Origin of the sequence: Nonomuraea sp. NPDC050790 (genome assembly GCF_044456745.1) — a bacterium.
Taxonomy (GTDB): domain Bacteria; phylum Actinomycetota; class Actinomycetes; order Streptosporangiales; family Streptosporangiaceae; genus Nonomuraea.
The window spans coordinates 340,335-362,650 of sequence record NZ_JBITGF010000004.1 but is presented as its reverse complement, the minus strand read 5'-3'; the positions used below and the strand labels follow the sequence as shown (position 1 = coordinate 362,650).

Here is a 22,316-nt window from a genome sequence, read left to right as displayed (position 1 = left end):
CTCGCCGCCAGTGTCCTTCCGGCGACGCGAGGGTGTCACGCGACTTAACCGAAAGGACATTCCCGGGCATTGCGCCAGCCCTGTTGCCATGCCCCGTGAGCTGGGGAGATCCTGAGGAGAACGGTCGAAGGGCGGCGACGTGGCGAGCACGTACACCGGGGAACGGCGCACCCATCTGGAGGCTCTGGCCGACCTGCTGCCCGCGCACGGGCTGGTGGGTCGCATGGTCGGCGGCGACGATCCGGTGCTGTGGGCATGGCATCCGCGCAGCGGCAAGCAGACCATCATCTTCGCCACGCCCGCGCACCGGGGGTGGCTGTTCCTGTGGTCGCCCGGCGGGCAGGGCAGCGCCGACGACCTGGACCAGACGGCCAGGTCGCTCAGGGACACGCTGTCAGTGGAGCCTGGGTGAGACGCTCTCGACCTGGCAGACCGCCCGCCAGACGGATTTGGCGCTCTCGCCGTCGGCCAGCGCCTGCACGACCGTGCGCCCGCCGAGCGGGGCCAGCACGTAGTCGCGGGCCCACGAGTCGGCGTACGCGTCACCGAAGTGCACGCGCATCCTTCTCCAGAATTCGGTCAGGCGCATGCACCAAGTATCGACGAGCTGAGGCATGGGTAAGACACCCGCATGCCAAAGGCCTCCAAGTCTTCATCGACTAAACCCCCCACATCCCCCAGGAAGCGGGCCAATCGCGCTAAGCGTCGCCATGTGCTCGTTTTACTCCGCACCGCCGTACTGCAGGAGAAGGCCGATCGTTCGGAACGGCATGCGGGAATCCGCCCCGAGCCCCGCACGGGAAGGCCGCGCACCCGGCGGGCGTCGCGGCGCTGACCCTCACATCACGCGCGAGCCGTACATCTCTCCCAGATGGTCGGCGAGCAGCTCCAGCCTGGCGCCGTCGGGGTCTTTGAAGTAGATGGAGGCGCCGCTCTCGATCTGGTGCGGCACGCCGGCCATCTCCAGCTTCCCGCGCAGCCGTTCCCACGTGGCGGGGTCGACGGAGATCGCGATGTGGTGCAGCCCGCCGAGCACTTCCTGGTACGGTCCGAGATCGAGGCCGGGGAAGTCGAAGAAGGCCAGCAGGTTGCCGTTGCCGATGTCGAAGAAGAAGTGGTTGGAGCCGCGGTAGTCGCGGTTCTCGAAGATCTCGGTGAGCGGAAACTCCAGAAGCTCCTGGTAGAAGCGGATCGTCCGCTCGACGTCCGAGGAGATGAGCGCGAAGTGGTGCAGCCCGCGGGCGCTGCTGGACGGCCGGTGCGGTAAGAGGTATTTCTCCCTCAGCCGCACCCGTTGCGCGTCGATGGCCGCGTGGTCGGTGGTCACAGTCGGTGTATGTCCGTTCGTGCGTCACTCAACCACCCCCAGCCGCGGCAATGCGTTTTCTGTCGGTACGGCGAGGCAGTATGTGCACGTGAGCTCGCTTGCCCATTTCAGCCCGCTGACCAGCCAATGGTTCACCGGCGCCTTCGTCGCGCCCACCGCCGCCCAGGAGGGGGCGTGGGCGTCCATCGCCCGCGGCGACAACACGCTCGTCGTGGCGCCCACCGGCTCGGGCAAGACGCTCGCCGCCTTCCTGTGGTCGCTCGACCGCCTGGCCACGAGCGAGCGGGAGGCCAAGGGCACCAAGGTCCTCTACGTCTCGCCGCTCAAGGCGCTGGCCGTCGACGTCGAGCGCAACCTGCGCGCGCCACTGGCGGGCATGAAGCAGACCGCGCGGCGGCTGGGCCTGCCGGTGCCGGAGATCTCCGTCTCGATCAGGTCGGGCGACACGCCCGCCGACGAGCGGCGCAGGTTCGCGACCAGGCCCTCCGACATCCTCATCACCACGCCCGAGTCGCTGTTCCTGCTGCTGACCAGCCAGGCGCGCGAGGCGCTGCGCGGCGTCGAGACGGTGATCGTCGACGAGGTGCACGCGGTGGCGGCGACCAAGCGCGGCGCGCACCTGGCGCTCAGCCTCGAACGCCTCGACGCTCTGCTGGAGCGGCCCGCGCAGCGCATCGGGCTGTCGGCGACCGTGCGCCCGGTGAGCGAGGTGGCCGCCTTCCTGGGCGGCGCCCGCCCCGCCGCGGTGGTCCAGCCGCCCTCCGACAAGCGGATCGAGGTCGAGGTCGTCGTCCCCGTCGAGGACATGACGGAGATGGAGGCGCGCCCCGGCGAGCCGCAGGACGACTTCGCCGAGCCGGTCAACCGCTCGATCTGGCCGCATGTCGAGGACAAGCTGTTCGACCTGATCGAGGCCCACAGCTCCACGATCGTCTTCGCCAACTCGCGGCGGCTGGCCGAGCGCCTGTGCACCCGGCTCAACGAGCTGGCCTTCGAGCGCGAGCAGGGGCCGGAGGCGCTCGACCTGACCGGGTTCGACCAGCCCGCGCAGATGATGGCGCAGGCCGGGGCGAGCAAGGGCGCGGTGCCGGAGATCGTCCGCGCCCACCACGGCTCGGTCTCCAAGGAGGAGCGCGCGCAGATCGAGGAGGCGCTGAAGTCGGGCCGGCTGCCCGCCGTGGTCGCCACCTCCAGCCTGGAGCTGGGCATCGACATGGGCGCCGTCGACCTGGTCGCCTGCGTGGAGGCGCCGCCGAGCGTGGCCAGCGGGCTGCAGCGCATCGGCCGCGCCGGGCACCAGGTGGGCGCGGTCTCCAGAGGCGTCATCTTCCCGAAGTACCGCGGCGATCTGGTGCAGACCGCCGTCGTGGCCGAGCGCATGAAGGCCGGCCAGATCGAGGAGCTGCGCTATCCGCGCAACCCGCTCGACGTGCTGGCCCAGCAGATCGTGGCGATGACCGCGCTCGACGAGTGGACGGTCGACGAGCTCGAAGCTCTGGTACGGCGGGCCGCGCCGTACTCCACCCTCCCCAGGACCGCGCTGGAGGCGACGCTCGACATGCTCGCCGGCCGCTACCCGAGCGAGGAGTTCGCCGAGCTGCGCCCGCGCGTCGTGTGGGACCGCGTGACCGGCACCCTGCAGGGACGGCCCGGCGCGCAGCGGCTGGCCGTCACCAACGGCGGCACGATCCCCGACCGCGGCCTGTTCGGCGTCTTCCTCGTCGGCGAGAAGGCCTCGCGGGTGGGCGAGCTGGACGAGGAGATGGTCTACGAGTCGCGCGTCGGCGACGTGTTCGTGCTGGGCGCGACCTCCTGGCGGATCGAGGACATCACCGCCGACCGCGTGCTGGTCTCCCCCGCGCCCGGGCAGCCGGGCAAGCTGCCGTTCTGGCACGGCGACACCGCGGGGCGCCCGGCCGAGCTGGGCAGGGCGATCGGCGAGTTCCTGCGCAAGCCGGAGGAGGAGCGGATGCGCGCGGCCGGGCTCGACGCCTACGCCTCGGGCAACCTGCTGTCCTACCTGGCCGAGCAGCGCGAGGCCACCGGCTACGTCCCCGACGACCGCACGCTGCTGGTGGAGCGTTTCCACGACGAGCTGGGCGACTGGCGCGTGGTGATCCACTCCCCCTACGGCGCGCGGGTGCACGCGCCCTGGGCGCTGGCGATCAACCGGCGGCTGCGCGAGCGCTACGGCGTCGACGTGCAGGCGGTCCATTCCGACGACGGCATCGTGCTGCGCATCCCCGACACGCTGGCCGAGCCGCCCACCGACGTGGCCGCCTTCGACGCCGAGGAGATCGAGCAGCTCGTCACCGAGGAGCTGGGCGGCTCGGCGCTGTTCGCCGCGCGCTTCCGCGAGTGCGCGGGCCGGGCGCTGCTGCTGCCGCGACGGGTCCCGGGACGGCGCAGCCCGCTGTGGCAGCAGCGCCAGCGTGCCGCCCATCTGCTGGGCGTGGCCAGCCAGTACGCCTCGTTCCCGATCGTGCTGGAGACCATGCGCGAGTGCCTCCAGGACGTCTTCGACGTGCCCGGCCTGGTGGCGCTCATGCGCGACATCGCCGCCAGGAAGGTGCGGGTCGTGGAGGTGGAGACCTCGCAGGCCTCGCCGTTCGCGGCCTCGCTGCTCTTCCACTACATCGGCGCGTTCATGTACGAAGGCGACGCCCCGCTGGCCGAGCGCCGCGCCCAGGCGCTGGCCCTCGACACCTCGCTGCTGGCCGAGCTGCTGGGCCAGGCCGACCTGCGCGAGCTGCTCGACCCCGACGTGATCGCCGACACCGAGCGGGAGCTGGCCCGGCTCGACCGGCCGCTGCGTGACCAGGAGGACCTCGCCGACCTGCTGCGTTCCCACGGTCCGCTGCTCGCCGCCGACGTCAGCGTGCGCGGCGGCGACCCCGCCTGGCTGGCCGGGCTTGCCAGCGCGCGCCGCGCGCTGGCGGTGCGGATCGCCGGCGAGGAGCAGTGGGTCGCGATCGAGGACGCCGCCCGGGTGCGCGACGCGCTCGGCGCGCCGCTGCCGGTGGGCGTCCCGCACGCCTTCCTCGAACCGGTCGCCGACCCCCTGGCCGACCTCGTGGCCAGGCACGCCCGCACCCGCGGCCCCTTCCACTCCGGTACGGCTGCCGCCCGCTTCGGCCTCGGCGTCGCCGTGGTCACCGACGCGCTGCGGCGGCTGGCGACGACCGGGCGGGTGGTCAGCGGCGAGTTCCGTCCCGGCGGGCGGGGCGAGGAGTGGTGCGACTCCGGCGTGCTGCGGATGCTGCGGCGCAGGTCGCTGGCCCGGCTGCGCAAGGAGGTGGAGCCGGTCTCGCCCGAGACGCTGGCGCGCTTCCTGCCCGCCTGGCACGGCATCACGGCCCCCGATCCGGCAGGCGGGAGCGCCGGTCTCGGCGGGATCGCCGGACGCGACGGTGACGGCGGTCACGGCGGAAGCGCCGGACGCGACGGTGGCGGCGCTGGGCGCGACGGCGGTTGGGCGCGGGGTGGCGGGGCGGCGCGGGCCATGGACTCCCTGGTCGGGGCGCTCGACCAGTTGCAGGGGGCGGCGGTGCCCGCCTCGGCGCTGGAGACGCTCGTGCTTCCCGCCCGGGTCCCCGGCTACCATCCCGGGCTGCTCGACGAGCTGACGGCGGCGGGCGAGGTCATCTGGTCCGGCCAGGGATCGCTGCCCGGCGGCGACGGCTGGATCTCCCTCTACTTCGCCGACACCGCTCCCCTGCTCATGCCGGAACCCGCCGAGATCACCCTGACGCCGCTGCACGAGCAGATCCTCGGGGTGCTCGGCGGAGGCGGGGCGCTGTTCTTCCGCGGATTGTCCGACCAACTCGGCTCGCTCGACGACGGGGCCCTGACGACGGCCCTGTGGGACCTGGTGTGGGCCGGGCGGGTGTCCGGTGACACGCTGGCGCCGCTGCGTGCGGCGCTGGGCACGGGCCGGCCCGCGCACCGACCGGCGACCAACCGGAGGCGGCGGGCCGTACTGCCCAGCCGCAGCGGCCCGCCCACGGTCGCCGGACGCTGGTGGCTGCTGCCCGCCCCCGCCGACCAGCCGGCCCAGCGTGCCCAGGCACAGGCCGAGGTCATGCTCGAACGCCACGGCGTCGTCACCAGGGGCGCGGTCACCTCCGAGCGCCTGCCAGGCGGGTTCACGCCGATCTACCAGGTGCTGCGGGCGTACGAGGAGAGCGGGCGCTGCCGCCGCGGCTACTTCGTGGAGGGGCTGGGCGGCGCCCAGTTCGCCCTGCCGGGCGCGGTCGACCGGATGCGCGCCATGTCCACGGAACCCGAGCCCCGCCCCCTTCCCGAGTCCCACCCCGGCACGCACCAGGCTTCCGCGTCACGTCCCGGTACCGGCACGCACCCGGCTTCCGCGTCACGTCCCGGCGCCGGCCCGCAGCGTGGTTCCGAGGCTGATCGGGCCCGGCGCGCGGTGGTGCTGGCCGCCGCCGATCCGGCCAGCCCGTTCGGCGCCGCCCTACCCTGGCCCGCGCATCCCGGCGGGCACAAGCCGGGCAGGAAGGCGGGTGCCCTGGTGGTGCTGGTCGACGGGCACCTGGTGCTCTACGTGGAGCGGGGCGGCAAGACGCTGCTCTCCTTCTCGGACGACCTCCGGCTGCAGCCCGCGGTGGACGCGCTGGCACTGGCGGTCCGTGACGGGGCGCTGGGGAAGCTGACGGTGGAACGGGCCGACGGCGGCCACATCAACGACTCGCCACTGGCTGCCGCCCTGGAGTCGGCCGGGTTCCATCCGACGCCCCGGGGGTTGCGCCTGCGCGCGTGACGGCGGCCTGCCGGCCTCGGCGACGCAGGGCCGGTGGCTCGCAAGTCCGAGTGGGGCCAGTGGCTTGCAAGTCCGAGCGTGGCCGGGAAGCAGCGCATGCCCAGGAACGGCGCGTAGCCAGGAAGCAGGGCGTGGCCAGGAACGGCGCCTGGCCAGGAACGGCGCGTAGCCGGGCCGCAGTGCATGCCCAGGAACGCGGCGTGCCCAGGAACGGCGCGGGGCCGGGCAGCGGTGCATGGCCGGGCAGCGGTGCGGGGCCGGGAACGGCGCGTGAGTGGGGCCTGTCCGGGAAGCTCGGGTGAACGGGGGCTTACGACCCCGAGCTCCGCGCGCGTGTCCGGGCGAGGGACGTGCCGTCCGGGTTGGGGCTGGTCAGGTGGGGTGGGGACGGGATCATGATGGTGACGTTGCCGTAAGGGTTGAAATGGGTATAAACCACTCGTGACTCCCCTCATCGGGATCGAGGAGGAGTACCTAATCGTCGATCCCCACACACGACATGTGGCACCCCGGGCGGCGGATGTTCTGGCCGCAGCGACGAACGTCATGGGTGAGGACATCACCCAGGAGATCAGCAGGTTCCAGATCGAAGCCCGCACCGCACCGTCGGGCGACCTGTCCGAGTTGGGGGCGAGACTGCGCGCCGCCCGCACGGAGGTCGCGAAGGCGGCGCAGGAATGCGGGCTGGCGCTGGTCGCCAGCGCCATGCCGGTACTGGGCCAGCCGGGGCCGATTCCGCTGAGCGACGATCCGCGCTACGAGAACGGGCAGGTGCGCTATCGGGCCCTTCAGGACGAGCTGTGCATCTGCGCCCTCCACGTGCACGTGGACGTGCCGGACGAGGAGCTTGCCGTCTACGTCGGCAACCACCTGCGCCCCTGGCTGCCCACGCTCATCGCGCTCGCGGCCAACTCGCCGTTCTTCGTCGGCCGGGACACCGGCTACGCCTCGTGGCGGGTGATCAGTTGGAGCCGGTGGCCGGTTTCGGGGGCTCCGCCGTACTTTGCCAGCTTTGAGGACTATGAGCGGGCGGTCGGCACGCTGTCGGACTCCGGCGCGCTCATGGACGCCAAGACGCTCTACTGGGACGCCCGCCCCTCCTCCACCCTGCCCACGGTCGAGGTGCGCGTCGCCGACGTGCCGCTCGACATCAACGACAGCCTCACGATCATCGGGCTGATCCGGGGGCTGGTGGTCACCGCGCTGGGTGACGTGGCTCGGGGCGATCGGGGGCTGCCGATCGGGACGGAGGTGATGCGCGCCGCGTACTGGCGGGCGGCACGCGACGGGCTTGACGGCGACTGCTTCGACCTGCGGGCGGGCGAGCTGGCGCCCGCGCCGGTGATGGCGCGCCGCCTGCTCGGCCACGTACGGCAGGCGGTCGGCGACGCCGGCGACCTCCCGTTCGTCGAGGAGGGCCTGGACCGGCTGATCCGCCGCGGCTCGGGCGCGATCCGCCAGCGCAGCGTCCACCGGCGCGACCACGACCTCGCGGACGTGGTGGACGACCTCATCGTCGCCACCGTCGCCTGACACCCGCGAGCACCGCGTCACCAGATCACGGGAAGGCTGGCCGGCCCGTCGTCGAGGGGGTTGCCGGTCCATGGGACGTCCTCGGGCGCGCAGGCCAGCCGCAGGCCGGGCACCTGCTCGGCCAGCGCGGTGACGGCGGCGACCAGCTCCATGCGGCCGAGCGCGGCGCCGATGCAGTGGTGGGGTCCGTGGCCGAAGGCCAGGTGCGGGTTCGGCGTGCGTGCCGGGTCGAAGCGGGCGGGGTCGGGGACGAGGTCCGGGTCGTGGTTGGCGGCTTCCAGGCGGACGAGGACCCGGTCGCCGGCGGCCAGCCGTACCCCGGCGAGCTCGACGTCGGTCTGCGCGTAGCGCGCGAACGCCTCGCCGTGCAGGCCCGCGGAGTGGCGCAGCATCTCCTCGACCGCGGTGGGGACGTCCTCGATCCGGCCGAGGCCGCCCGCCTGGCCGAGGTGGACGATGCCGATCGACAGCGTGTTGGCCACGGTGAGGTAGCCGCCGAAGACGAGGGAGATGGCGGTGGTGAGCAGTTCGTGCTCGTTCAGGCGGCCGTCGTCGGCATCACGGACCGCGATGATCTCGCTGAGCAGGTCGGGGCCGGGGTCGGCGCGCTTGGCGGCGATCAGGGCGGGGAAGTAGGCGTTGAGCTCGTCCCATGCCTGCTCGAAGCCCACGCCGCCGCCGGTGATGCCGGAGGCGGCGTCGGCCCAGGTGTAGAAGCGTTCGCGGTCGGTGACGCTGATGCCGAGCATCCGGCTGGTCACCCCCAGCGGCAGCGGGCGGCCCACGAGGGCGACCAGGTCGGCGCCCGGCCCGGCCGCGCGCAGGTCGGAGACGAGCTCGCCGGCCAGTTCCGTGATGGCCGGGCGCAGCCGTTCCACGGCGCGGGGGGTGAAGGCGCGCGAGATCAGGCGGCGCAGGCGCGCGTGCGGCGCGCCGTCGCTGAGCAGCGAGGCCGGTCCCTCGGGCGCGCCGGGCGGGGCCATGGTGAAGCGCGCGTCGGACAGCACCTGCCTGGCCAGCGCCGCGCCGACAACCGCCCACGCGGGCTGACCGTCCGCCGTCACGACTCTCGCGATGGGCGAGGTACGGCGCAGCTCGTCGTGCACCGGCGTCGGACTGAAGGGGCCGGGGCGGTCAAATGGTAGATTCCGCATATCGTGAAGCTAGCATATAGTGAAGGTGCATCACTACATGACCATTGAGGCATTCGAGCGCACGCTGGAGCTGGCCGTACTGCTGCGCGAGGAGATGGAGCGCAGGCTCGCGGCGGACGGCCTGACGCCGGCCCGCGCGCAGGTGCTGCGGGAGCTCGGCGGGCGCGGACCGCTGCAGCAACGCGAGCTGGCGGCCACGCTGGAGGTGAGCGCGCGCAACATCACCGGCCTGGTCGACGGCCTCGCGGCCACGGGTTTCGTGACCCGCGAGCCGCACCCCGACGACCGGCGGGCCACGCTCGTCACGCTGACGGCGCGGGGCACGGCGGCGGTGCGGGCCATGGCGGACGGGCGGGCGGAAGCCGCGGCGGCGCTGTTCGCGGGGCTGGCGCCGCAGCGGCTGGCCGCCTACACCGCCGACCTGGACGTCCTGCTGGGAAACCTCAGAAAGGCGTAGGCCCGTAGTGGGCGAAGGAGGCGCCGGTGGTGAAGGCCCAGTAGCGGTCGCCGTAGGACCAGTGCCACCACTCGGTCGGGTAGTTGATCAGGCCGACCTCTTCGAGCGCCTCGCCCAGGATGGCGCGGTGCTCGCGGGCCCGCGGGCCGATGTTGGCGGCGCCGGTGTAGCAGGCGCCGTCGCTCTGCTCGGGGTTGTCGTTGACGGCCGTGCCCATGTCGTACTCGACGCCCTCCGGCGAGCACAGCGTGAGGTCCACGGCGGCGCCCGCGGTGTGCGGCGCGACCTCGACCGGCGAGACGTAGCGGCTGGCCGCGACGTGCGCCTCGGCCGGCGACATCTCGGGGAAGGAGGCCAGGAGCTGGTCGCGGTACTCCTCGAAGTAGTGCCGCTGCGTCGGGATCGGGCGATAGCCCTCGACGATCATCAGGTGGTAGCCGGCGGGCAGCAGCCGCTCGGCCTTCTCCAGCCGGGCCAGCAGCCCGGCGCGCAGGTGCGCGTAGGCCCCGATCGCGTCGGCCAGGCGGTCGTCCACGCGTAGCCGCCCGCGTACGTCGGCGAGTGGCTCCCCGTTTTCGCGTACCGGAATCGCCGCCACCCGAGGGTCCGAAATCAGCACGATGTCAGCCGCCATGGGCACAAATTCTCACACAGTGTCGGAGAAGACCTGTTCACGGGCCTGCTCAAGCGCGGCCACGAGCGCCCCGCGCAGCACCGGATTGCCGGCCACGCCGGTGGTCACGACCCGGGAGGGCGAGGGGCAGACGCGGGCCACGGCCTGTTCCACCTTGGCCGCCAGGCGTGCCCCGCCGGCGCGGCCGATGTCGCCGCTGAGCACGATCAGGCCGGGGTCGAGCACGACCGCGATGGCGGCGCAGCCGACCGCGAGCCGCGCGGCCACCTCGTCGAGGTAGCGGTCGCCGCCGTTGCGTACCTGGTCGGCGACGGACAGGCCGCTCACCTTGTGCCGCTTGGCCAGGCCCTCCAGCGCCTCGTGGCCGACCAGCCGCTGGAAGGAGCCGGACTGCGGGTGGTGGACGTCGGTGGGCAGGGGTTCGCCGGGCACGGGCAGCCAGCCGATCTCGCCCGCGCCGCCGGTGAGGCCGCGGTGCAGCCGGCCGCCGAGCATGACGCCGAGGCCCTGGCCGATTCCTGCCCAGATGACCGCGAAGTCCTCGTGGCCGGCGGCGGCGCCGTACCTGTGCTCGGCCAGCGCGACGAGGTTGACGTCGTTCTCTATGGTCACCGAGGCGCCGAGGGTGTCGCGCAGGCTCGCCAGCACGCCGACGTGCCAGTCGGGCAGGTCGTGGGAGAAGCGCACGTCGCCGGAGCGGGGGTCGACGACGCCGCGGGTGCCGATGACGAACGAGCGCAGTTGCGACTGGCCGATGTTGGCGGAAGCACACGCCCGTTGTACGGCTGAGTGCACCGCTTTGACCGGATCTTTGGTGCCCCGCGGATTGACCGTCACCTCGACGACGATTTTACCTGTGATGTCGGCCACACCGACGGTCAGGCTGTCGGGCAGGACCTCGAGTCCGGCGACATAGGCGCTCGACGGAACCACGGCGTACAGGGCGGCGTGCGGCCCCCTCCCGCCGGCCCGCTCGCCGACGACCTCGACCAGCCCGCGATCTTCCAGGCGAGCGAGAAGCTGGCCTGCGGTTACCTTGGAGAGCCCGGTTCGTTCCCCCAGCTCGGCACGGGTCAACGGTCCTTGGTAAAGGAGCAGTTCGAGTGCCGATCTGTCGTTCAGCCGGCGCAGCAGCCGCGGGGTTCCCGGGCTTCGGCTCATGAATGCGCCCCCTCTCGTCACGATCGGCTAACGGACCGTTTCTTTTAATAAAGTTTCTTGTTAGTTTAGCAGCAATCGTTCGGACTGACGATCAGCCAGCCTGGTGCGGACCGTAGGCCAGCACCATGGAAGGGAGAACCCTGTGAGGATCGCGAAGATCACAGCCACTACGGTCACCACAGCCGCTCTGGCTCTTGGCGTGGCCGCCTGTGGAGGCTCCGAGACGCCCACCTCCTCCGCGGCACCGTCCGCAGGCGCCTCCAGCGCCGCCCCCGGCCAGAAGTTCGCGGGCCAGACGCTCACCATGTGGCGTCTCGGCACCCCGAAGGACGTCTCGACCAAGCTCATGAACGACATCAACACGAAGTTCAAGGAGCTCACCGGCGCTGACGTCAAGGTCGAGTTCGTGCCGTGGCCCGACGCCCAGAAGAAGTGGACGACCGCTCTCGCCGCCGGTGAGGGCCCGGACGTCACCGAGTTCGGCAACGACCAGGTCGCCGCCTGGGTCAAGCAGGACGCGCTGCAGGACATCACCGATGTCGCCAAGTCGACCCCCGACTTCCAGTCGATCCCGCAGAACCTGTGGAGCTACGAGACGATCGACGGGAAGATCTACGGCGTTCCGTGGGGCGGCGGTACCCGCGCCGTGCTCTACCGCAAGGACTGGTTCGACGAGCTCAAGATCGAGACTCCGAAGACCTGGGAAGACCTGGTGGCCGCGGCCAAGACGATCCAGGAGAAGAAGGGCAAGGACGTCGACGGCTTCGCCTTCAACGGCGGCTCCGACGCCAACATGTCCCTCTCCCCCTTCGTCTGGTCGGCCGGCGGCGACTTCGCCGCCAACGAGGGCGGCAAGTGGACGGGCAAGCTCACCGAGCCCGGCTTCAAGGAGGGCTTCCAGTTCTACACGGACCTCGTCGCCAAGAACGGCGTGTCCGGCAAGGCCCGCCTGAACCTGAACTCCATCGAGATCTCGCAGCGCTTCGCCGCCGGCAAGGTCGGCATGTACGTCACGGGCGGCTGGGACATCTCCCAGGTGAAGGAACAGAGCAAGGGCAAGATCGACGAGTCGAAGATGGCCTTCTTCTCCCTGCCCAACAAGGACGGCAGCGGACCGGCCCCGGCCTTCCAGGGCGGCAACGACATCGCCATCTGGAAGGACAGCAAGAACCCCGAGCTCGCGGCCGAGTACATCAAGGTCGCGGCCGGCAAGGAGTTCGGCACCCTCTACGCCACCTCGGAGGGCCTGCTCCCGCTCTACCCCGAGGCCCTGGCCAAGCTCGGCGAGGACCCGATGCAGAAGGCGTTCACCGACACCTTCGCCGTCGCCAAGGGCTTCCCTGCCAGCCCCAACTGGGCTGAGGCCAACGACACCAAGGCCGTGCTTCAGAACGCGGCGCGCAAGGTGATCAAGGGCGAGGCGACCGTCGACGAGGCTCTGGCCGCCGCCAACACCGAGCTCGAGTCCATCCTCAACCAGCAGTAACGATGAGTGATACGTCAACCATCGCCCGAGGCGGAGGCCACCGTGCCCCCGCCTCGGCGCGGCGTGCGAAAGCGCCGCGCCGGCCCAGCGGACTGCCTCCGCGGTTTGTCCCGTACGCCCTGCTGCTGCCCGGCCTATTGGTCATCGCGGTGTTGTTGCTCTATCCGCTGTACCAGATGGTCGACATGTCCTTCCACAAGGTCGGGCTGCGGCAGATCCGGCCGAAGAACCCGCTGCCCGCGGAGTTCGTCGGCACCGACAACTACACCGCGGCGTTGCAGTCCGACCTGTTCGGCGTCGCCGTACGCAACACGCTGATCTTCGCCGTCGTCACGGTCGCGCTGACGCTGATCCTCGGCACGCTCGTCGGGCTGCTGCTGCACAAGCTCGGCCCGAAGATGTCCACGACGGTCATCGTCGGCACCATGGCCGCCTGGGCGGTCCCGCCCACCTCGGCCGCCGTCGTGTGGAAGTGGCTGTTCGACGCCGACTCCGGCGTGGTCAACTGGGTGCTCAACCTCCTGCCCGACTGGTTCTCCCAGTTGCTCTTCGGCCGCGCCGACTGGAGCGGCGTGCCGTGGCTGAACGACCCGTCCGACATCTACTTCGTGCTCATCCTGACCGTCGTCTGGGCCTCGTTCCCCTTCATCGGGGTCTCGATCCTGGCCGGGCTGAAGAGCATCCCGAGCGAGCTGTACGAGGCGGCGCGGGTGGACGGCTCCACGGCCTTCCAGACGTTCAGGAAGATCACCTTTCCGCTGCTGCGGCCGGTCTTCTCGGTCCTGGTCGTGCTCTCCATCATCTGGGACTTCAAGGTCTTCACCCAGCTCTTCATCCTGGCCGGCGGCAGCAACATGCCCCGGGAGGCCTTCAACTTCTCGGTGTGGAGCTACATCGAGGCCTTCAACCCGCCGCCTGACATGGGCCTGGGCTCGGCCATCGCCGTCGTGCTGACCGTGATCCTGCTGCTGATCACGTTCGTGTACGTACGGCAGATCGTGAAGACGGAGGACGTCCGATGAATCCCGTGACCCGCAAGAGGCTCGGCAAGATCGGCCTCAACACGGCCGGGATCGCCGTCTTCCTTTTCGCGATCTTCCCCGTGTACTGGATGGTCTCCGCGGCCTTCAAGCCCAACGACCAGATCTACACGACGGAGTTCATCCCGTTCCCGATGCCGCCCACCCTCGAACACGTCGAGCGGGCCTTCACCAAGGGCATCAACGGCAACTCCATCTGGATCTACATGATGAACAGCGCCATCGTGTCGCTGAGCACCATCATCATCGGCGCCGTGTTCGCGCTGCTGGCCGCCACCGCGGTCGCGCGCTTCCGGTTCCGCTTCCGGACGAGCTTCCTCATCCTGCTGCTGATCGTGCAGATGGTGCCGTCCGAGGCGCTGCTCATCCCGCTGTTCCTGAACGTGCGGCAGATGGGCCTCTACAACGAGCTGCTCGGCCTGATCGTCATCAACGTGGGCCTGACGCTGCCGTTCTCCGTGTGGATGCTGCGCACCTTCGTGGCCGCCGTCCCGAAGGAACTGGAAGAGGCCTCCTGGATCGACGGCGCCAGCCGTTTCACCACCTTCTGGCGGGTCCTGTTCCCGCTGGTCGCGCCGGGCCTGGTGGCCACGAGCATCTTCTCGTTCATCACGGCCTGGAACGAGTTCGTCTTCGCGCTCACGCTCATCGAGGACTCCAGCAAGTTCACGATGCCCAGGGCACTGTCGTTCTTCGTCGGGCAGCGCTCGACGGACTGGGGCGGCATCATGGCCGCGTCGACGCTGATGACGATCCCGGTCCTGATCTTCTTCCTGCTGGTGCAGCGCCGCATGGTCTCCGGCCTGGTGGCCGGGGCCGTCAAGGGCTAGCACCCCGCAAGCGGCTCGCGCCGCCCGCCGTCAAGGCCGCGGCGCGAGCTACCAACCTCCGTGATGAGGAGTTATGAGTCAGAGTGATCGGGGGCTGCGCCGCCTGGCGGCCGGCACACTGCTCGTCGCCTTCCAGGGCACCACGGCGCCCGACTGGGTGCTGAGAGAACTGGAGCAGGGCCTCGGCGGAGTCACGCTCTTCGGTTTCAACGTCGACAACCCCGCCCAGGTGGCGGAGCTGACCGGTAGCCTGCGGGCGGCCGGCGAGCCCGTCATCTCGCTGGACGAGGAAGGCGGCGACGTGACCCGTCTCGCCTACCACGTCGGCAGCCCCTACCCGGGCAACGCCGCTCTGGGCGCGGTGGACGACGTCGAGCTGACGCACCGGGTCTACCGGGCGATCGGCTCGGAACTCGCCGCGTGCGGGATCAACCTGGACATGGCCCCCGACGCCGACGTCAACACCGCCGACGACAACCCCGTCATCGGCACGCGTTCGTTCGGCAGCGACACCGCGCTCGTGGCCCGCCACACCGTGGCCGCCGTCCGCGGCCTGCAGTCGGTGAACGTGGCCGCGTGCGTCAAGCACTTCCCCGGCCACGGCGCCACCCAGATGGACTCGCACCTGGCCATCCCCGTCGTGGACGTCACCCTCGACGTCCTGCACGAACGCGAGCTCGCCCCCTTCCAGGCGGCCATCCAGGCGGGCGCCAAGTCCATCATGACCGCGCACGTCGCCGTGCCCGCCCTCACGGGCGACACCCCCGCCACCCTGTCCGCCGCCGCGCTGAGCGTGCTGCTCCGTCAGGAGCTCGGGTACGACGGCGTCGTCGTCTCCGACGCCCTCGACATGCACGCGATCACCAAGAGCGTGGGACTGGCCGGTGGCGCGGCGCGGTCGCTGGTGGCCGGCGCGGACATGCTCTGCCTCGGCCCGACCCCCAGCTACGCCGACGTCCAGCACGTCATCGCCGAGATCGCCGCCACCGTGCCGGTGGAGCGGCTGGAGGAGTCGGCGGCCCGGGTGGCCGCGCTGCGCGAGTGGTTCGGCTCCGGTGGGGTTCCCACCGCCGAGCTGAACGTGATCGGCCTGGCCGCGGCGCGGCGGGCCGTACGCCTGACCGGTTCCGCCAATCCCCTGTCCGACCCCCTCGTGGTCGAACTCGACACGCCGCCGACGATCGCGGTCGGTGACGTGCCGTGGGGTCTGGAACTGCCCGAGGCGGAAACGATCAGATTGAAGCCCGAGGACGCGGATCCCAGAGGGCTCTTGGAACGCGCCACGGGCCGCTCGCTCATCGTCGTCGTCAAGGACGCCCACCGGCACTCGGCCAGCCGGCACCTGGTCACGATGCTGGTGACGGCCCGTCCTGACACCACGGTGATCGAGATGGGCCTGCCTGTGTGGCGGCCGGAAAGCGCCGCCTACATCGCCACCTACGGCGCCGCTCGCGCCAACGCGATGGCCGCGGTAGAACTCCTCACCGTCTGACGCCCCTCCGTTCTTCCAGACCCGAGGCTGACAACCCGTGGCATGACGGTCCGGGGGCTGACGACCCGTGGCACGACGTTCTGGCGGCTGACAGCCCGTGGCATTACAGCCTGTGGGCTGACGGCCCCTGGTATGACAGCCCAGAGGTTGATGGACCAGAGGTTGATGGACCGGAGGCTGACAGCCCGTGGCATGACGTCCTGGAGGCGGACAGTCCGTGGCGTTACAGCCTGTGGACTGACGGACCCTGGTTTGACGTTCTGAGGGGTGAACAGGGCGGCCGGGGCGGGGTGTCAGGGTTGGCGTTCAGGCGGCGGTTCTGTGCGCACCGCCTGAACGCCTGCCCTCCGGGCCCGAACCCCTGGGCCCGGGGATCTCGGCCCGCTAGGCGAGCGTTCCGCCCGTCCAGCCGGTCACGGCCGTTCGCAGGGCGGCGAGGAACAGCGAGGCGTCCCGGCCGTTGATCAACCGGTGGTCGTAGGCCAGGCCGATCAGGGCGGGAGCGCCGCCGGGTGGCGAGGTCACGGCCAGGGCGCAGGCCGTACCCGGGAAGACGAAGGGGATGGCCATCTCGACGTCGCCCTCGGTGTGCAGGGTGACCACGAAGTTGGCGCCGGTGAGGTCCGCCTCCTTGAAGTCGCCGGTCGTGGCGGCCAGGCGGTGCTTCATCAGCGTGCCCGCGACGTCCTTGAGCGTACGGCCGGCCGCGTCGTGCACCACCGGCACGTACAGGCCCTCACCCAGGTCCACTGTCACGCCGATGTCCGGCGTGGCCGACAGGACCGCGTGGTTGCCCTCCGGCCTCGCGAAGAACAGCGGGAACTCGGTGTGCAGGCTCGCGACCGTCTGGACGAAGATCTCGGCCACCCCCACGGGGCGGCGGACCTCCTTGGTGAGGGCCCGGGTGCGCTCCAGCGCGGGTGTCAGGTCCATGCGCACCGCGACGTAGGCCGCCGGGATGGTCTGGTGGGACAACTCCACGGCCCTGGCGACGGCGCGTTGCACTCGGGGGAGTTCGTGGCGGTCGGCTGCGGTCAGCAGGCGTTCGACGTCTGCCCGCCGTACCAGATGGACGCCGAGGCTCGCGACCTGCTCTGGGGTGATGCCGTGCTGGTCGATGAGGGCCTGGGCGGGCGCGGTCACCAACGGCCCGTCCCCCGCACCCCCTCCGGCCGACCCAGCAGACGCGCCAGCGGTGGCCGACGTGGGAGCAGAGCTGGCAGCCCCGGTGGTGGAAGCCGCGGAGCTGGTGGTGCCCAAGGCTGTGATGCCGGGTGTGGTGGCACTCAGGGCGGCGGCGTCCGTGGCGGCGGTGGCGCCGGTGGTGGCGCCGGGGGTGGTGGTGCCCGTGGCGGCTGTGGTGGCCGTCGTGGGAGCAGGGCTGGCGGGCCCGGTGACAGAGGCCGCGGAGCTGGTGGTGCTGGGGGTGGGTTCGGGTGGGCCGATGGTGGCGATGACCTCGTCGGGGTGACACCACGTGCCGGCCTTCAAGGCGTGGCGGAGGACTCCGGTGGTGTCGGCGGGGAGTTCCTCGGTCGCCTTGGAGGTCTCCACGAGTACGACGGCGTCGTCCTCGTGCACCTCGGCCCCGTCCGGAACCAGCCACTCCACGATCATGTACTCGGTGTCGTTGTTGTTCAGCTTGGGCACGCGCAGCTCAGCCACGGACGACCTCCCTGATGGCGCGGTGGATCACGGCCTCGTCCACGACCACCTCGCGCTCCAGATGGGCGGCGGTGGGGATGACGGAGTCCGCGGAGTGGACGAGCGTCACCGGGCCGGCGAGCCGGTCCCAGTGCCGCCGGTGGACGGCGTGGGCGACCTCGGCCCCCCAGGTGCCACCCGCGGTGCTCTCCTCCACGACGAAGACGTACGGCGCGGCCGGCACGTCAAGGTCGAACGGGTAGAGGCGCGAGGGAACCAGCAGGGTGCAGGAGATCTCCTCTTCCATCAGCAGCGAGTACATGGCGGCCACCGCCCGGTGGGCCATCCCGCCCGGCGCGACGATCACGCAGTCGGGCCGGTCGTCGAGGAAGACGCGGGCGACGCCGCCCGTGTTCTCGACGGTGAAGGGCGGCTGGACGGTGTGCATGGGCCGGGTGTAGAGGACCTTGTCCTCGAACAGGACGCAGGGTTCCTCGCGGGCCAGCATCTCCTCGAACACGGCGAGGTTGTCGTGCAGGTGCGACATCTCGTACAGGGCGAGGCCGGGGATGCCGACGAAGTGTTTCTGGAGGCTCTGGCTGTGGGTGGGGCCGTAGCCTCGGCCGCCGCCGACGGGGCAGCGGACGATCATGCGCATGGGGACGCGGGAGCCGTACATGGAGACGGACTTGGAGGCGAAGTTGAGGAGCTGGTCGAAGGCGAGTGCGGCGAAGTCGCCGAACATGATCTCCACGATGGCGCTGTCGCCGCACAGGGCGAGTCCGGCGGCGACGCCGGTGATCGCGCTCTCGCTGATGGGGGTGGTCAGGACGCGGCCGGGGTGGCGGGTGGACAGGCCGCGGGTGACCTTGAAGGCGCCGCCGTAGGGGTCGAGGACGTCCTCGCCGAGCAGGTACAGGTCCTGGCGGGTGTCCATGAGGGTGTGGAGGGCGGTGTTGAGGTTCTCGGCTACTCTCATGGCCGCGCCCATCGGGACGGCGGGCGGGCGACGACGTCGGCGGCCACGGCCTCGACGCGAGCGCGGGCGGCCTGGTCGAGGCGTTCGGACTGCTCGGGGTGGGCGGCGGCGTAGAGGGCGTGCCAGTCGCGCAGTTCGCGCATGACCTCGGGCGGGCGGGTGTCGTCGCCCTTGCTGTGCGGGCCGATCCTGTGGGTGACGAACTCGGCGATCAGCGGGTGGCCCTGCCGTACCTCTGCCACGAGGGGCTCCAGCGCGGTGCGGATGCCGGGCAGGTCGAAGCCCTCGACCAGGTGGTGGGCGAGGCCGAAGGCGGCGGCGCGGCCGGCGATCGTGCCGGACAGGTTCGCGGCGATCGGGGTGGACTGGGCGATGCCGTTGTTCTCGACCACGACGAGGACGGGCAGCCGCCACAGCGCGATGAGGTTGAGCGCCTCGTAGACGGCGCCTTCGCCGAAGGTGCCGTCGCCGATGTAGACGAGCGCGAGCGCGCCCGTCCCCGCCCTGGAGAGGTGCAGGGCGACGCCGGCGGCGACGGGCAGGCTCTCGCCCTGTACGCCGGTGGACAGGTAGCCGTCGCGGCGGATGTGCTGGCTGCCGCCGACCCCGGCGCAGACCGCGCCCTCGCGGCCCATGATCTCGGCCAGCAGCCCTTCGAGGTCGCCGAAGCGGGCCAGGTAGTGGCCGTGGCCGCGGTGGTTGCTGAAGACGTGGTCGGCGGGGGTGAGCAGGGGCCGTAGCGCGACGGGCACGTACTCCTGGCCGAGACAGGTGTGCGTGGTGCCGTTGAGCAGCCCGCGGGCGAACAGGTCGAGCAGCTTCAGCTCGAACGCCCTGATCTCCAGCATGAGCGAGAGGTCGGCGTCGTCGAGCTTCGGCACCAGCGCCCGGTCGAGCGTGGTCGTCATCGGCGCATCACCTCGACGAGCCCGGCGATGGTCGGGCTGTCGAAGAAGTCGTCCAGCTCGATCTCGACGCCGAGGCGCTTGCGGATGCGGGCGATGATCTGGGTGATGGTCAGCGAGTGCCCGCCGAGGTCGAAGATGTCGTCGTGCGGCTCCACCGGCGAGAACTTGAGCACCTCCTCCCAGATCGCGGTGATCTCCGCGAGCAGCGGGTCGTCGGGCGCGGCCTCGGCGGCGGCCTGCCTGGACGCCTCCGGCGCGGCGGCGGCGAGGTCGTGGAAGGCGGCCAGTTCCTTCAGCGGGCGGTCCGCCTCGACGCGGGCCAGCAGCGCCTGGAGGTCGGCGGCGACGCGGCCGGGGTCGGGCAGTTCCAGCGGGTCGTGGCGCAGGCTCGCGACGAGCCCGGCGGGGCCGTCGAGGAGCTGGAGCTGCAGGGCGCCGCGCACGGCCTGGTTGAACGCCAGCCACTCGACCTGCCAGCCGGGGATCTCGGGTCCGGCCTTGCGGTAGCTGACACTGACGGGGGCCAGCGCCGCGTGGGGCCTGGTCCCGGGTACGGCACGCGCCACCGGCACCTCGCGGAAGCCGTACACGAGCCGCAGCTCGGCACGCAGACCGGCGGCGAAGTCCTGGAACGACGCGTCCGGCGAGGGCGTGCTGAAGACGGGCACCTCGTTGACGAACGCCCCGATCCTGCCGCTCTCGGCGGGGGTGCGGGTGGACAGGTCGACCGCGGTGACGACGTGCTCGTTGCCGTAGGAGCGCAGCAGGGTGTGCAGCGCCGCCAGCACGACCTCGAACCTGGTCAGGCCGGGCAGTTCCGGCGGCTCCAGCGTGAACTCCAGCACGCCGCCCTCGCCGGCGCGGCGCGAGCGCAGCCGCGACCCGGGCACCGCCACCTCGCCCGGCTCGCGCCAGCGCGCCGCCCAGAACGCCTTGGCGTCCTCCAGCTTGGCCGCCACCCGCTCCACCTGGGTGTCCTCGTGGTCGGGCAGCGGGCCGGGCTCGCGGCCCTCGTAGAAGGCGGCGAGGTCGGCGACCAGCACGTCCTTGGACTGCCCGTCGAAGACCAGGTGGTGGGCGAGGACCTGGAGGCGGTCGCCGGCCAGCGTGAAGCGGATCAGCGGCCCCTTCTCCAGGTCGAAGGGCCCGTCGACGGGCTGCGCGTCCAGCGCGGGACGAAGGGCCGCGGGGATCAGGTGCGGCACGCCGGCGCGTTCCTCGACGGCGCGGGCGAGCAGCGGGTGCCGCTCGACGAGCCTGGTCACGGCGGCGGCCAGGCGCTCGCGGTCCGGCGGTGTGGCGAAGCGGACGGTCAGCGGCATGTGGTAAGCCGACCCGGCGCCCATGGTTTCCATGATCCACATGCCGTGCTGGGTGAAGGTCGCTTCGGTCATCTAACAACCTCTCGAAGTGCGTGTTTGTCCACTTTGCCGTTGTGGTTGCGCGGCAGAGCGTCGAGGGAGATGAGGCGGACGGGCTGCTCGTGGGGAGCCAGGCGCTCCTTGAGGAAGATGCGCAGGTCCTCGTGGGCGACCGGGCCGACGACGGCGACCGCGACGGCCTTGCCGAGCGTCGTGTGCGCCACGTCGAAGGCGGCGGCCTCGGTGACGTCGGGGTGCTGGTAGACGGCGTCCTCGACGTGGAGGGTGGAGACCTTGTAGGCGCCGGACTTGATGACGTCGCTCTCGCGGTCCACGAGGTAGAGGTAGCCGTCCTCGTCGAGGTAGCCGAGGTCGCCCATGCGGACCCAGCCGGCGCGGAAGACCTCGCCGGTGGCCGCGTCGTCGCCGTAGTAGGCGCGGACCGCGGCGGGCGAGCGCATCCAGACCTCGCCCGTGGTGCCGTCCGGCAGGGGTTCGCCCCGCTCGGTGGCGATCTTCACCGCGCCGCCGGAGGCCGGTCGGCCCACGCTGGACGGACGGTCGGGGTCGAAGATCATGACGGTCTGGGCGGGGGCGGCCTCGGTGGAGGTGTAGTAGTTGGTGATCGTGGCGCTGGGGAAGGCGTCCCCGAGCCCGGTGGCGATCTTTGCGGGCAGCGGCGCGGCGGCCGAGCCGAGCAGCAGCACGCTCGACAGGTCGTGGCGCTCGTGCACGCGGGCGGCGAGCATCTCGATGGCCATGGCCGGGACCAGGAAGACCGTTCCGGCCTGGTAGTGCTCGACGAGCTGGGCGAAGCGGCCGGGCGTGAAGCGGGGCAGCGTCACCGTCTCCGGGTGCGCGTCCACCGCGTTGACCAGCATCCACTGGCCGGCGTTGGTGCCGATCGGGAAGGCGTGGGCCAGGTGCTTGCTGTGGGCGAAGGGGCGGCGTCTGCCGCCGCAGCCGTGGGCGAGGTTGGCGTGGGTGGCGGAGACGCCCTTGGGGCGTCCTGTGGTGCCTGAGGTGTAGAGGATCTGGGCGAGGGAGCCGGGCGCGGGTAGCGCCGGACCGGCCGCGGCGGCCGGTGCGTGCGGGACCTCGCCCGGGCGTAAGACCAGGCTCGCGCCGCAGTGCGCGAGCATCGCGTCGACGTCGGCGCGGGCGAGCCGGTCCGACAGCGGTACGGCCACGCCGCCCGCCTTCACCGCCCCGAAGAAGGCGACGGCATAGTCGAGCCAGTCGCCGTTTCCATAGACCAGCCCCACCCGGTCACCCTCGCGCACACCCCGTTCGACCAGCGCGGCGGCCAGGTCGGTCGACCTGGTCTCCCACTCACCGAAGGTCAGCGAGCCCGTGCCGTGGACGGTCATCGCCACGCGGCCGGGGTCCGCGGCTGCACGCGCGCGGAGCAGGGATGGAAGCGTCACGCTCACGATCGCCCCCAGGCTCGAACGCTTCTATTAGGAAAGTTTCCTTTTATTTCGACGAGCGCCAGTCTCGCACGCTGCCGCGACAGAGACAAGCCCCGAA

At 71.4% G+C, this 22,316-nt stretch carries 18 protein-coding genes; 8 read left to right on the top strand and 10 right to left on the bottom strand.

Translation table 11 applies throughout. The features are described from left to right. Positions 1–139 precede the first annotated feature (139 nt). Positions 140–412 (top strand): hypothetical protein, encoded by a 273-nt coding sequence (locus tag ACIBEJ_RS22045; protein WP_397184640.1) that lies wholly within the window; start codon positions 140–142, stop codon positions 410–412. On the opposite strand, the gene ACIBEJ_RS22040 is transcribed toward ACIBEJ_RS22045, so the two are convergent. Both ACIBEJ_RS22040 and ACIBEJ_RS22035 read right to left on the bottom strand, forming a co-directional pair. After that, positions 395–589 carry a DUF3046 domain-containing protein gene (locus ACIBEJ_RS22040; RefSeq protein WP_397184639.1) on the bottom strand — a complete coding sequence of 65 codons (195 nt, stop codon included), beginning with the start codon at positions 587–589 and terminating at the stop codon, positions 395–397. The two genes, ACIBEJ_RS22045 and ACIBEJ_RS22040, sit on opposite strands and share 18 nt — an antisense overlap. Positions 590–838: 249 nt before the next feature. Further along, on the bottom strand, positions 839–1,327 hold the full coding sequence (locus ACIBEJ_RS22035; protein WP_397184638.1) for a VOC family protein: 489 nt from the start codon (positions 1,325–1,327) through the stop codon (positions 839–841). Positions 1,328–1,415: 88 nt separating this feature from the next. Between ACIBEJ_RS22035 and ACIBEJ_RS22030 the strand changes: the two genes are divergently transcribed. Both ACIBEJ_RS22030 and ACIBEJ_RS22025 read left to right on the top strand, forming a co-directional pair. Next, positions 1,416–6,107, top strand: coding sequence for a DEAD/DEAH box helicase (locus tag ACIBEJ_RS22030; protein WP_397184637.1), 4,692 nt, complete (start codon positions 1,416–1,418; stop codon positions 6,105–6,107). A 441-nt stretch (positions 6,108–6,548) separates the two neighbouring features. Then, the gene (locus ACIBEJ_RS22025; protein ID WP_397184636.1) at positions 6,549–7,640 is read left to right on the top strand and encodes a glutamate--cysteine ligase; all 1,092 of its coding nucleotides are present in this window, start codon (positions 6,549–6,551) and stop codon (positions 7,638–7,640) included. Between the two features lie 17 nt (positions 7,641–7,657). Here ACIBEJ_RS22025 and ACIBEJ_RS22020 read toward each other — a convergent pair whose 3' ends face one another. After that, entirely contained in the window at positions 7,658–8,794 is a 1,137-nt protein-coding gene (locus ACIBEJ_RS22020; protein ID WP_397184635.1) for a cytochrome P450, read from the bottom strand. Between the two features lie 37 nt (positions 8,795–8,831). Here ACIBEJ_RS22020 and ACIBEJ_RS22015 point away from each other — a divergent pair, with 37 nt between their 5' ends. After that, positions 8,832–9,251, top strand: coding sequence for a MarR family winged helix-turn-helix transcriptional regulator (locus tag ACIBEJ_RS22015; RefSeq protein ID WP_397184634.1), 420 nt, complete (start codon positions 8,832–8,834; stop codon positions 9,249–9,251). Here ACIBEJ_RS22015 and ACIBEJ_RS22010 read toward each other — a convergent pair. Next, positions 9,238–9,885 carry a M15 family metallopeptidase gene (locus ACIBEJ_RS22010; protein ID WP_397184633.1) on the bottom strand — a complete coding sequence of 216 codons (648 nt, stop codon included), beginning with the start codon at positions 9,883–9,885 and terminating at the stop codon, positions 9,238–9,240. The genes ACIBEJ_RS22015 and ACIBEJ_RS22010 overlap by 14 nt on opposite strands. A gap of 12 nt (positions 9,886–9,897) precedes the next feature. Further along, complete coding sequence (locus ACIBEJ_RS22005; RefSeq protein ID WP_397184632.1) at positions 9,898–11,046, bottom strand: ROK family protein; 1,149 nt, start codon at positions 11,044–11,046, stop codon at positions 9,898–9,900. A 142-nt stretch (positions 11,047–11,188) separates the two neighbouring features. Between ACIBEJ_RS22005 and ACIBEJ_RS22000 the strand changes: the two genes are divergently transcribed. The 4 genes from ACIBEJ_RS22000 to ACIBEJ_RS21985 all read left to right on the top strand — a co-directional run bounded on the left by ACIBEJ_RS22000 (position 11,189) and on the right by ACIBEJ_RS21985 (position 15,894). Then, positions 11,189–12,532, top strand: coding sequence for an extracellular solute-binding protein (locus tag ACIBEJ_RS22000; RefSeq protein ID WP_397184631.1), 1,344 nt, complete (start codon positions 11,189–11,191; stop codon positions 12,530–12,532). A gap of 149 nt (positions 12,533–12,681) precedes the next feature. Continuing rightward, a complete protein-coding gene (locus ACIBEJ_RS21995; protein WP_397184630.1) occupies positions 12,682–13,554 on the top strand; it encodes a carbohydrate ABC transporter permease in 873 nt (290 codons plus the stop codon). Beyond that, complete coding sequence (locus ACIBEJ_RS21990; RefSeq protein ID WP_397184629.1) at positions 13,551–14,402, top strand: carbohydrate ABC transporter permease; 852 nt, start codon at positions 13,551–13,553, stop codon at positions 14,400–14,402. The genes ACIBEJ_RS21995 and ACIBEJ_RS21990 overlap by 4 nt, the downstream gene beginning before the upstream one ends. 73 nt (positions 14,403–14,475) lie before the next feature. After that, positions 14,476–15,894 carry a glycoside hydrolase family 3 protein gene (locus ACIBEJ_RS21985; RefSeq protein WP_397184628.1) on the top strand — a complete coding sequence of 473 codons (1,419 nt, stop codon included), beginning with the start codon at positions 14,476–14,478 and terminating at the stop codon, positions 15,892–15,894. Positions 15,895–16,278: 384 nt separating this feature from the next. On the opposite strand, the gene ACIBEJ_RS21980 is transcribed toward ACIBEJ_RS21985, so the two are convergent. Genes ACIBEJ_RS21980 through ACIBEJ_RS21960 form a run of 5 tightly spaced genes read right to left on the bottom strand, consistent with a single transcriptional unit; the run spans position 16,279 to position 22,219 of the window. Further along, on the bottom strand, positions 16,279–17,559 hold the full coding sequence (locus tag ACIBEJ_RS21980) for a 2-oxo acid dehydrogenase subunit E2 (RefSeq protein ID WP_397184627.1): 1,281 nt from the start codon (positions 17,557–17,559) through the stop codon (positions 16,279–16,281). After that, a complete protein-coding gene (locus tag ACIBEJ_RS21975) occupies positions 17,552–18,517 on the bottom strand; it encodes an alpha-ketoacid dehydrogenase subunit beta (RefSeq protein ID WP_397184626.1) in 966 nt (321 codons plus the stop codon). The genes ACIBEJ_RS21980 and ACIBEJ_RS21975 overlap by 8 nt, the downstream gene beginning before the upstream one ends. Then, complete coding sequence (locus ACIBEJ_RS21970) at positions 18,514–19,425, bottom strand: thiamine pyrophosphate-dependent dehydrogenase E1 component subunit alpha (RefSeq protein WP_397184625.1); 912 nt, start codon at positions 19,423–19,425, stop codon at positions 18,514–18,516. Before ACIBEJ_RS21970 ends, ACIBEJ_RS21975 begins: the two co-directional genes overlap by 4 nt. After that, a complete protein-coding gene (locus ACIBEJ_RS21965; RefSeq protein ID WP_397184624.1) occupies positions 19,422–20,819 on the bottom strand; it encodes a condensation domain-containing protein in 1,398 nt (465 codons plus the stop codon). Before ACIBEJ_RS21965 ends, ACIBEJ_RS21970 begins: the two co-directional genes overlap by 4 nt. Further along, complete coding sequence (locus ACIBEJ_RS21960; protein ID WP_397184623.1) at positions 20,816–22,219, bottom strand: class I adenylate-forming enzyme family protein; 1,404 nt, start codon at positions 22,217–22,219, stop codon at positions 20,816–20,818. The genes ACIBEJ_RS21965 and ACIBEJ_RS21960 overlap by 4 nt, the downstream gene beginning before the upstream one ends. Between the last annotated feature and the right edge of the window lie 97 nt (positions 22,220–22,316).

What these genes read in the sequence shown, in the direction of transcription:
- ACIBEJ_RS22010 (WP_397184633.1), bottom strand. Translation starts at nt 9,885, where the DNA reads ATGGCGGCTGACATCGTGCTGATTTCGGACCCTCGGGTGGCGGCGATT.
- ACIBEJ_RS21965 (WP_397184624.1), bottom strand. Translation starts at nt 20,819, where the DNA reads ATGACCGAAGCGACCTTCACCCAGCACGGCATGTGGATCATGGAAACC.
- ACIBEJ_RS21985 (WP_397184628.1), top strand. Translation starts at nt 14,476, where the DNA reads ATGAGTCAGAGTGATCGGGGGCTGCGCCGCCTGGCGGCCGGCACACTG.
- ACIBEJ_RS22005 (WP_397184632.1), bottom strand. Translation starts at nt 11,046, where the DNA reads ATGAGCCGAAGCCCGGGAACCCCGCGGCTGCTGCGCCGGCTGAACGAC.
- ACIBEJ_RS22015 (WP_397184634.1), top strand. Translation starts at nt 8,832, where the DNA reads ATGACCATTGAGGCATTCGAGCGCACGCTGGAGCTGGCCGTACTGCTG.
- ACIBEJ_RS21990 (WP_397184629.1), top strand. Translation starts at nt 13,551, where the DNA reads ATGAATCCCGTGACCCGCAAGAGGCTCGGCAAGATCGGCCTCAACACG.
- ACIBEJ_RS21970 (WP_397184625.1), bottom strand. Translation starts at nt 19,425, where the DNA reads ATGACGACCACGCTCGACCGGGCGCTGGTGCCGAAGCTCGACGACGCC.
- ACIBEJ_RS22040 (WP_397184639.1), bottom strand. Translation starts at nt 589, where the DNA reads ATGCGCCTGACCGAATTCTGGAGAAGGATGCGCGTGCACTTCGGTGAC.
- ACIBEJ_RS21975 (WP_397184626.1), bottom strand. Translation starts at nt 18,517, where the DNA reads ATGAGAGTAGCCGAGAACCTCAACACCGCCCTCCACACCCTCATGGAC.
- ACIBEJ_RS22020 (WP_397184635.1), bottom strand. Translation starts at nt 8,794, where the DNA reads ATGCGGAATCTACCATTTGACCGCCCCGGCCCCTTCAGTCCGACGCCG.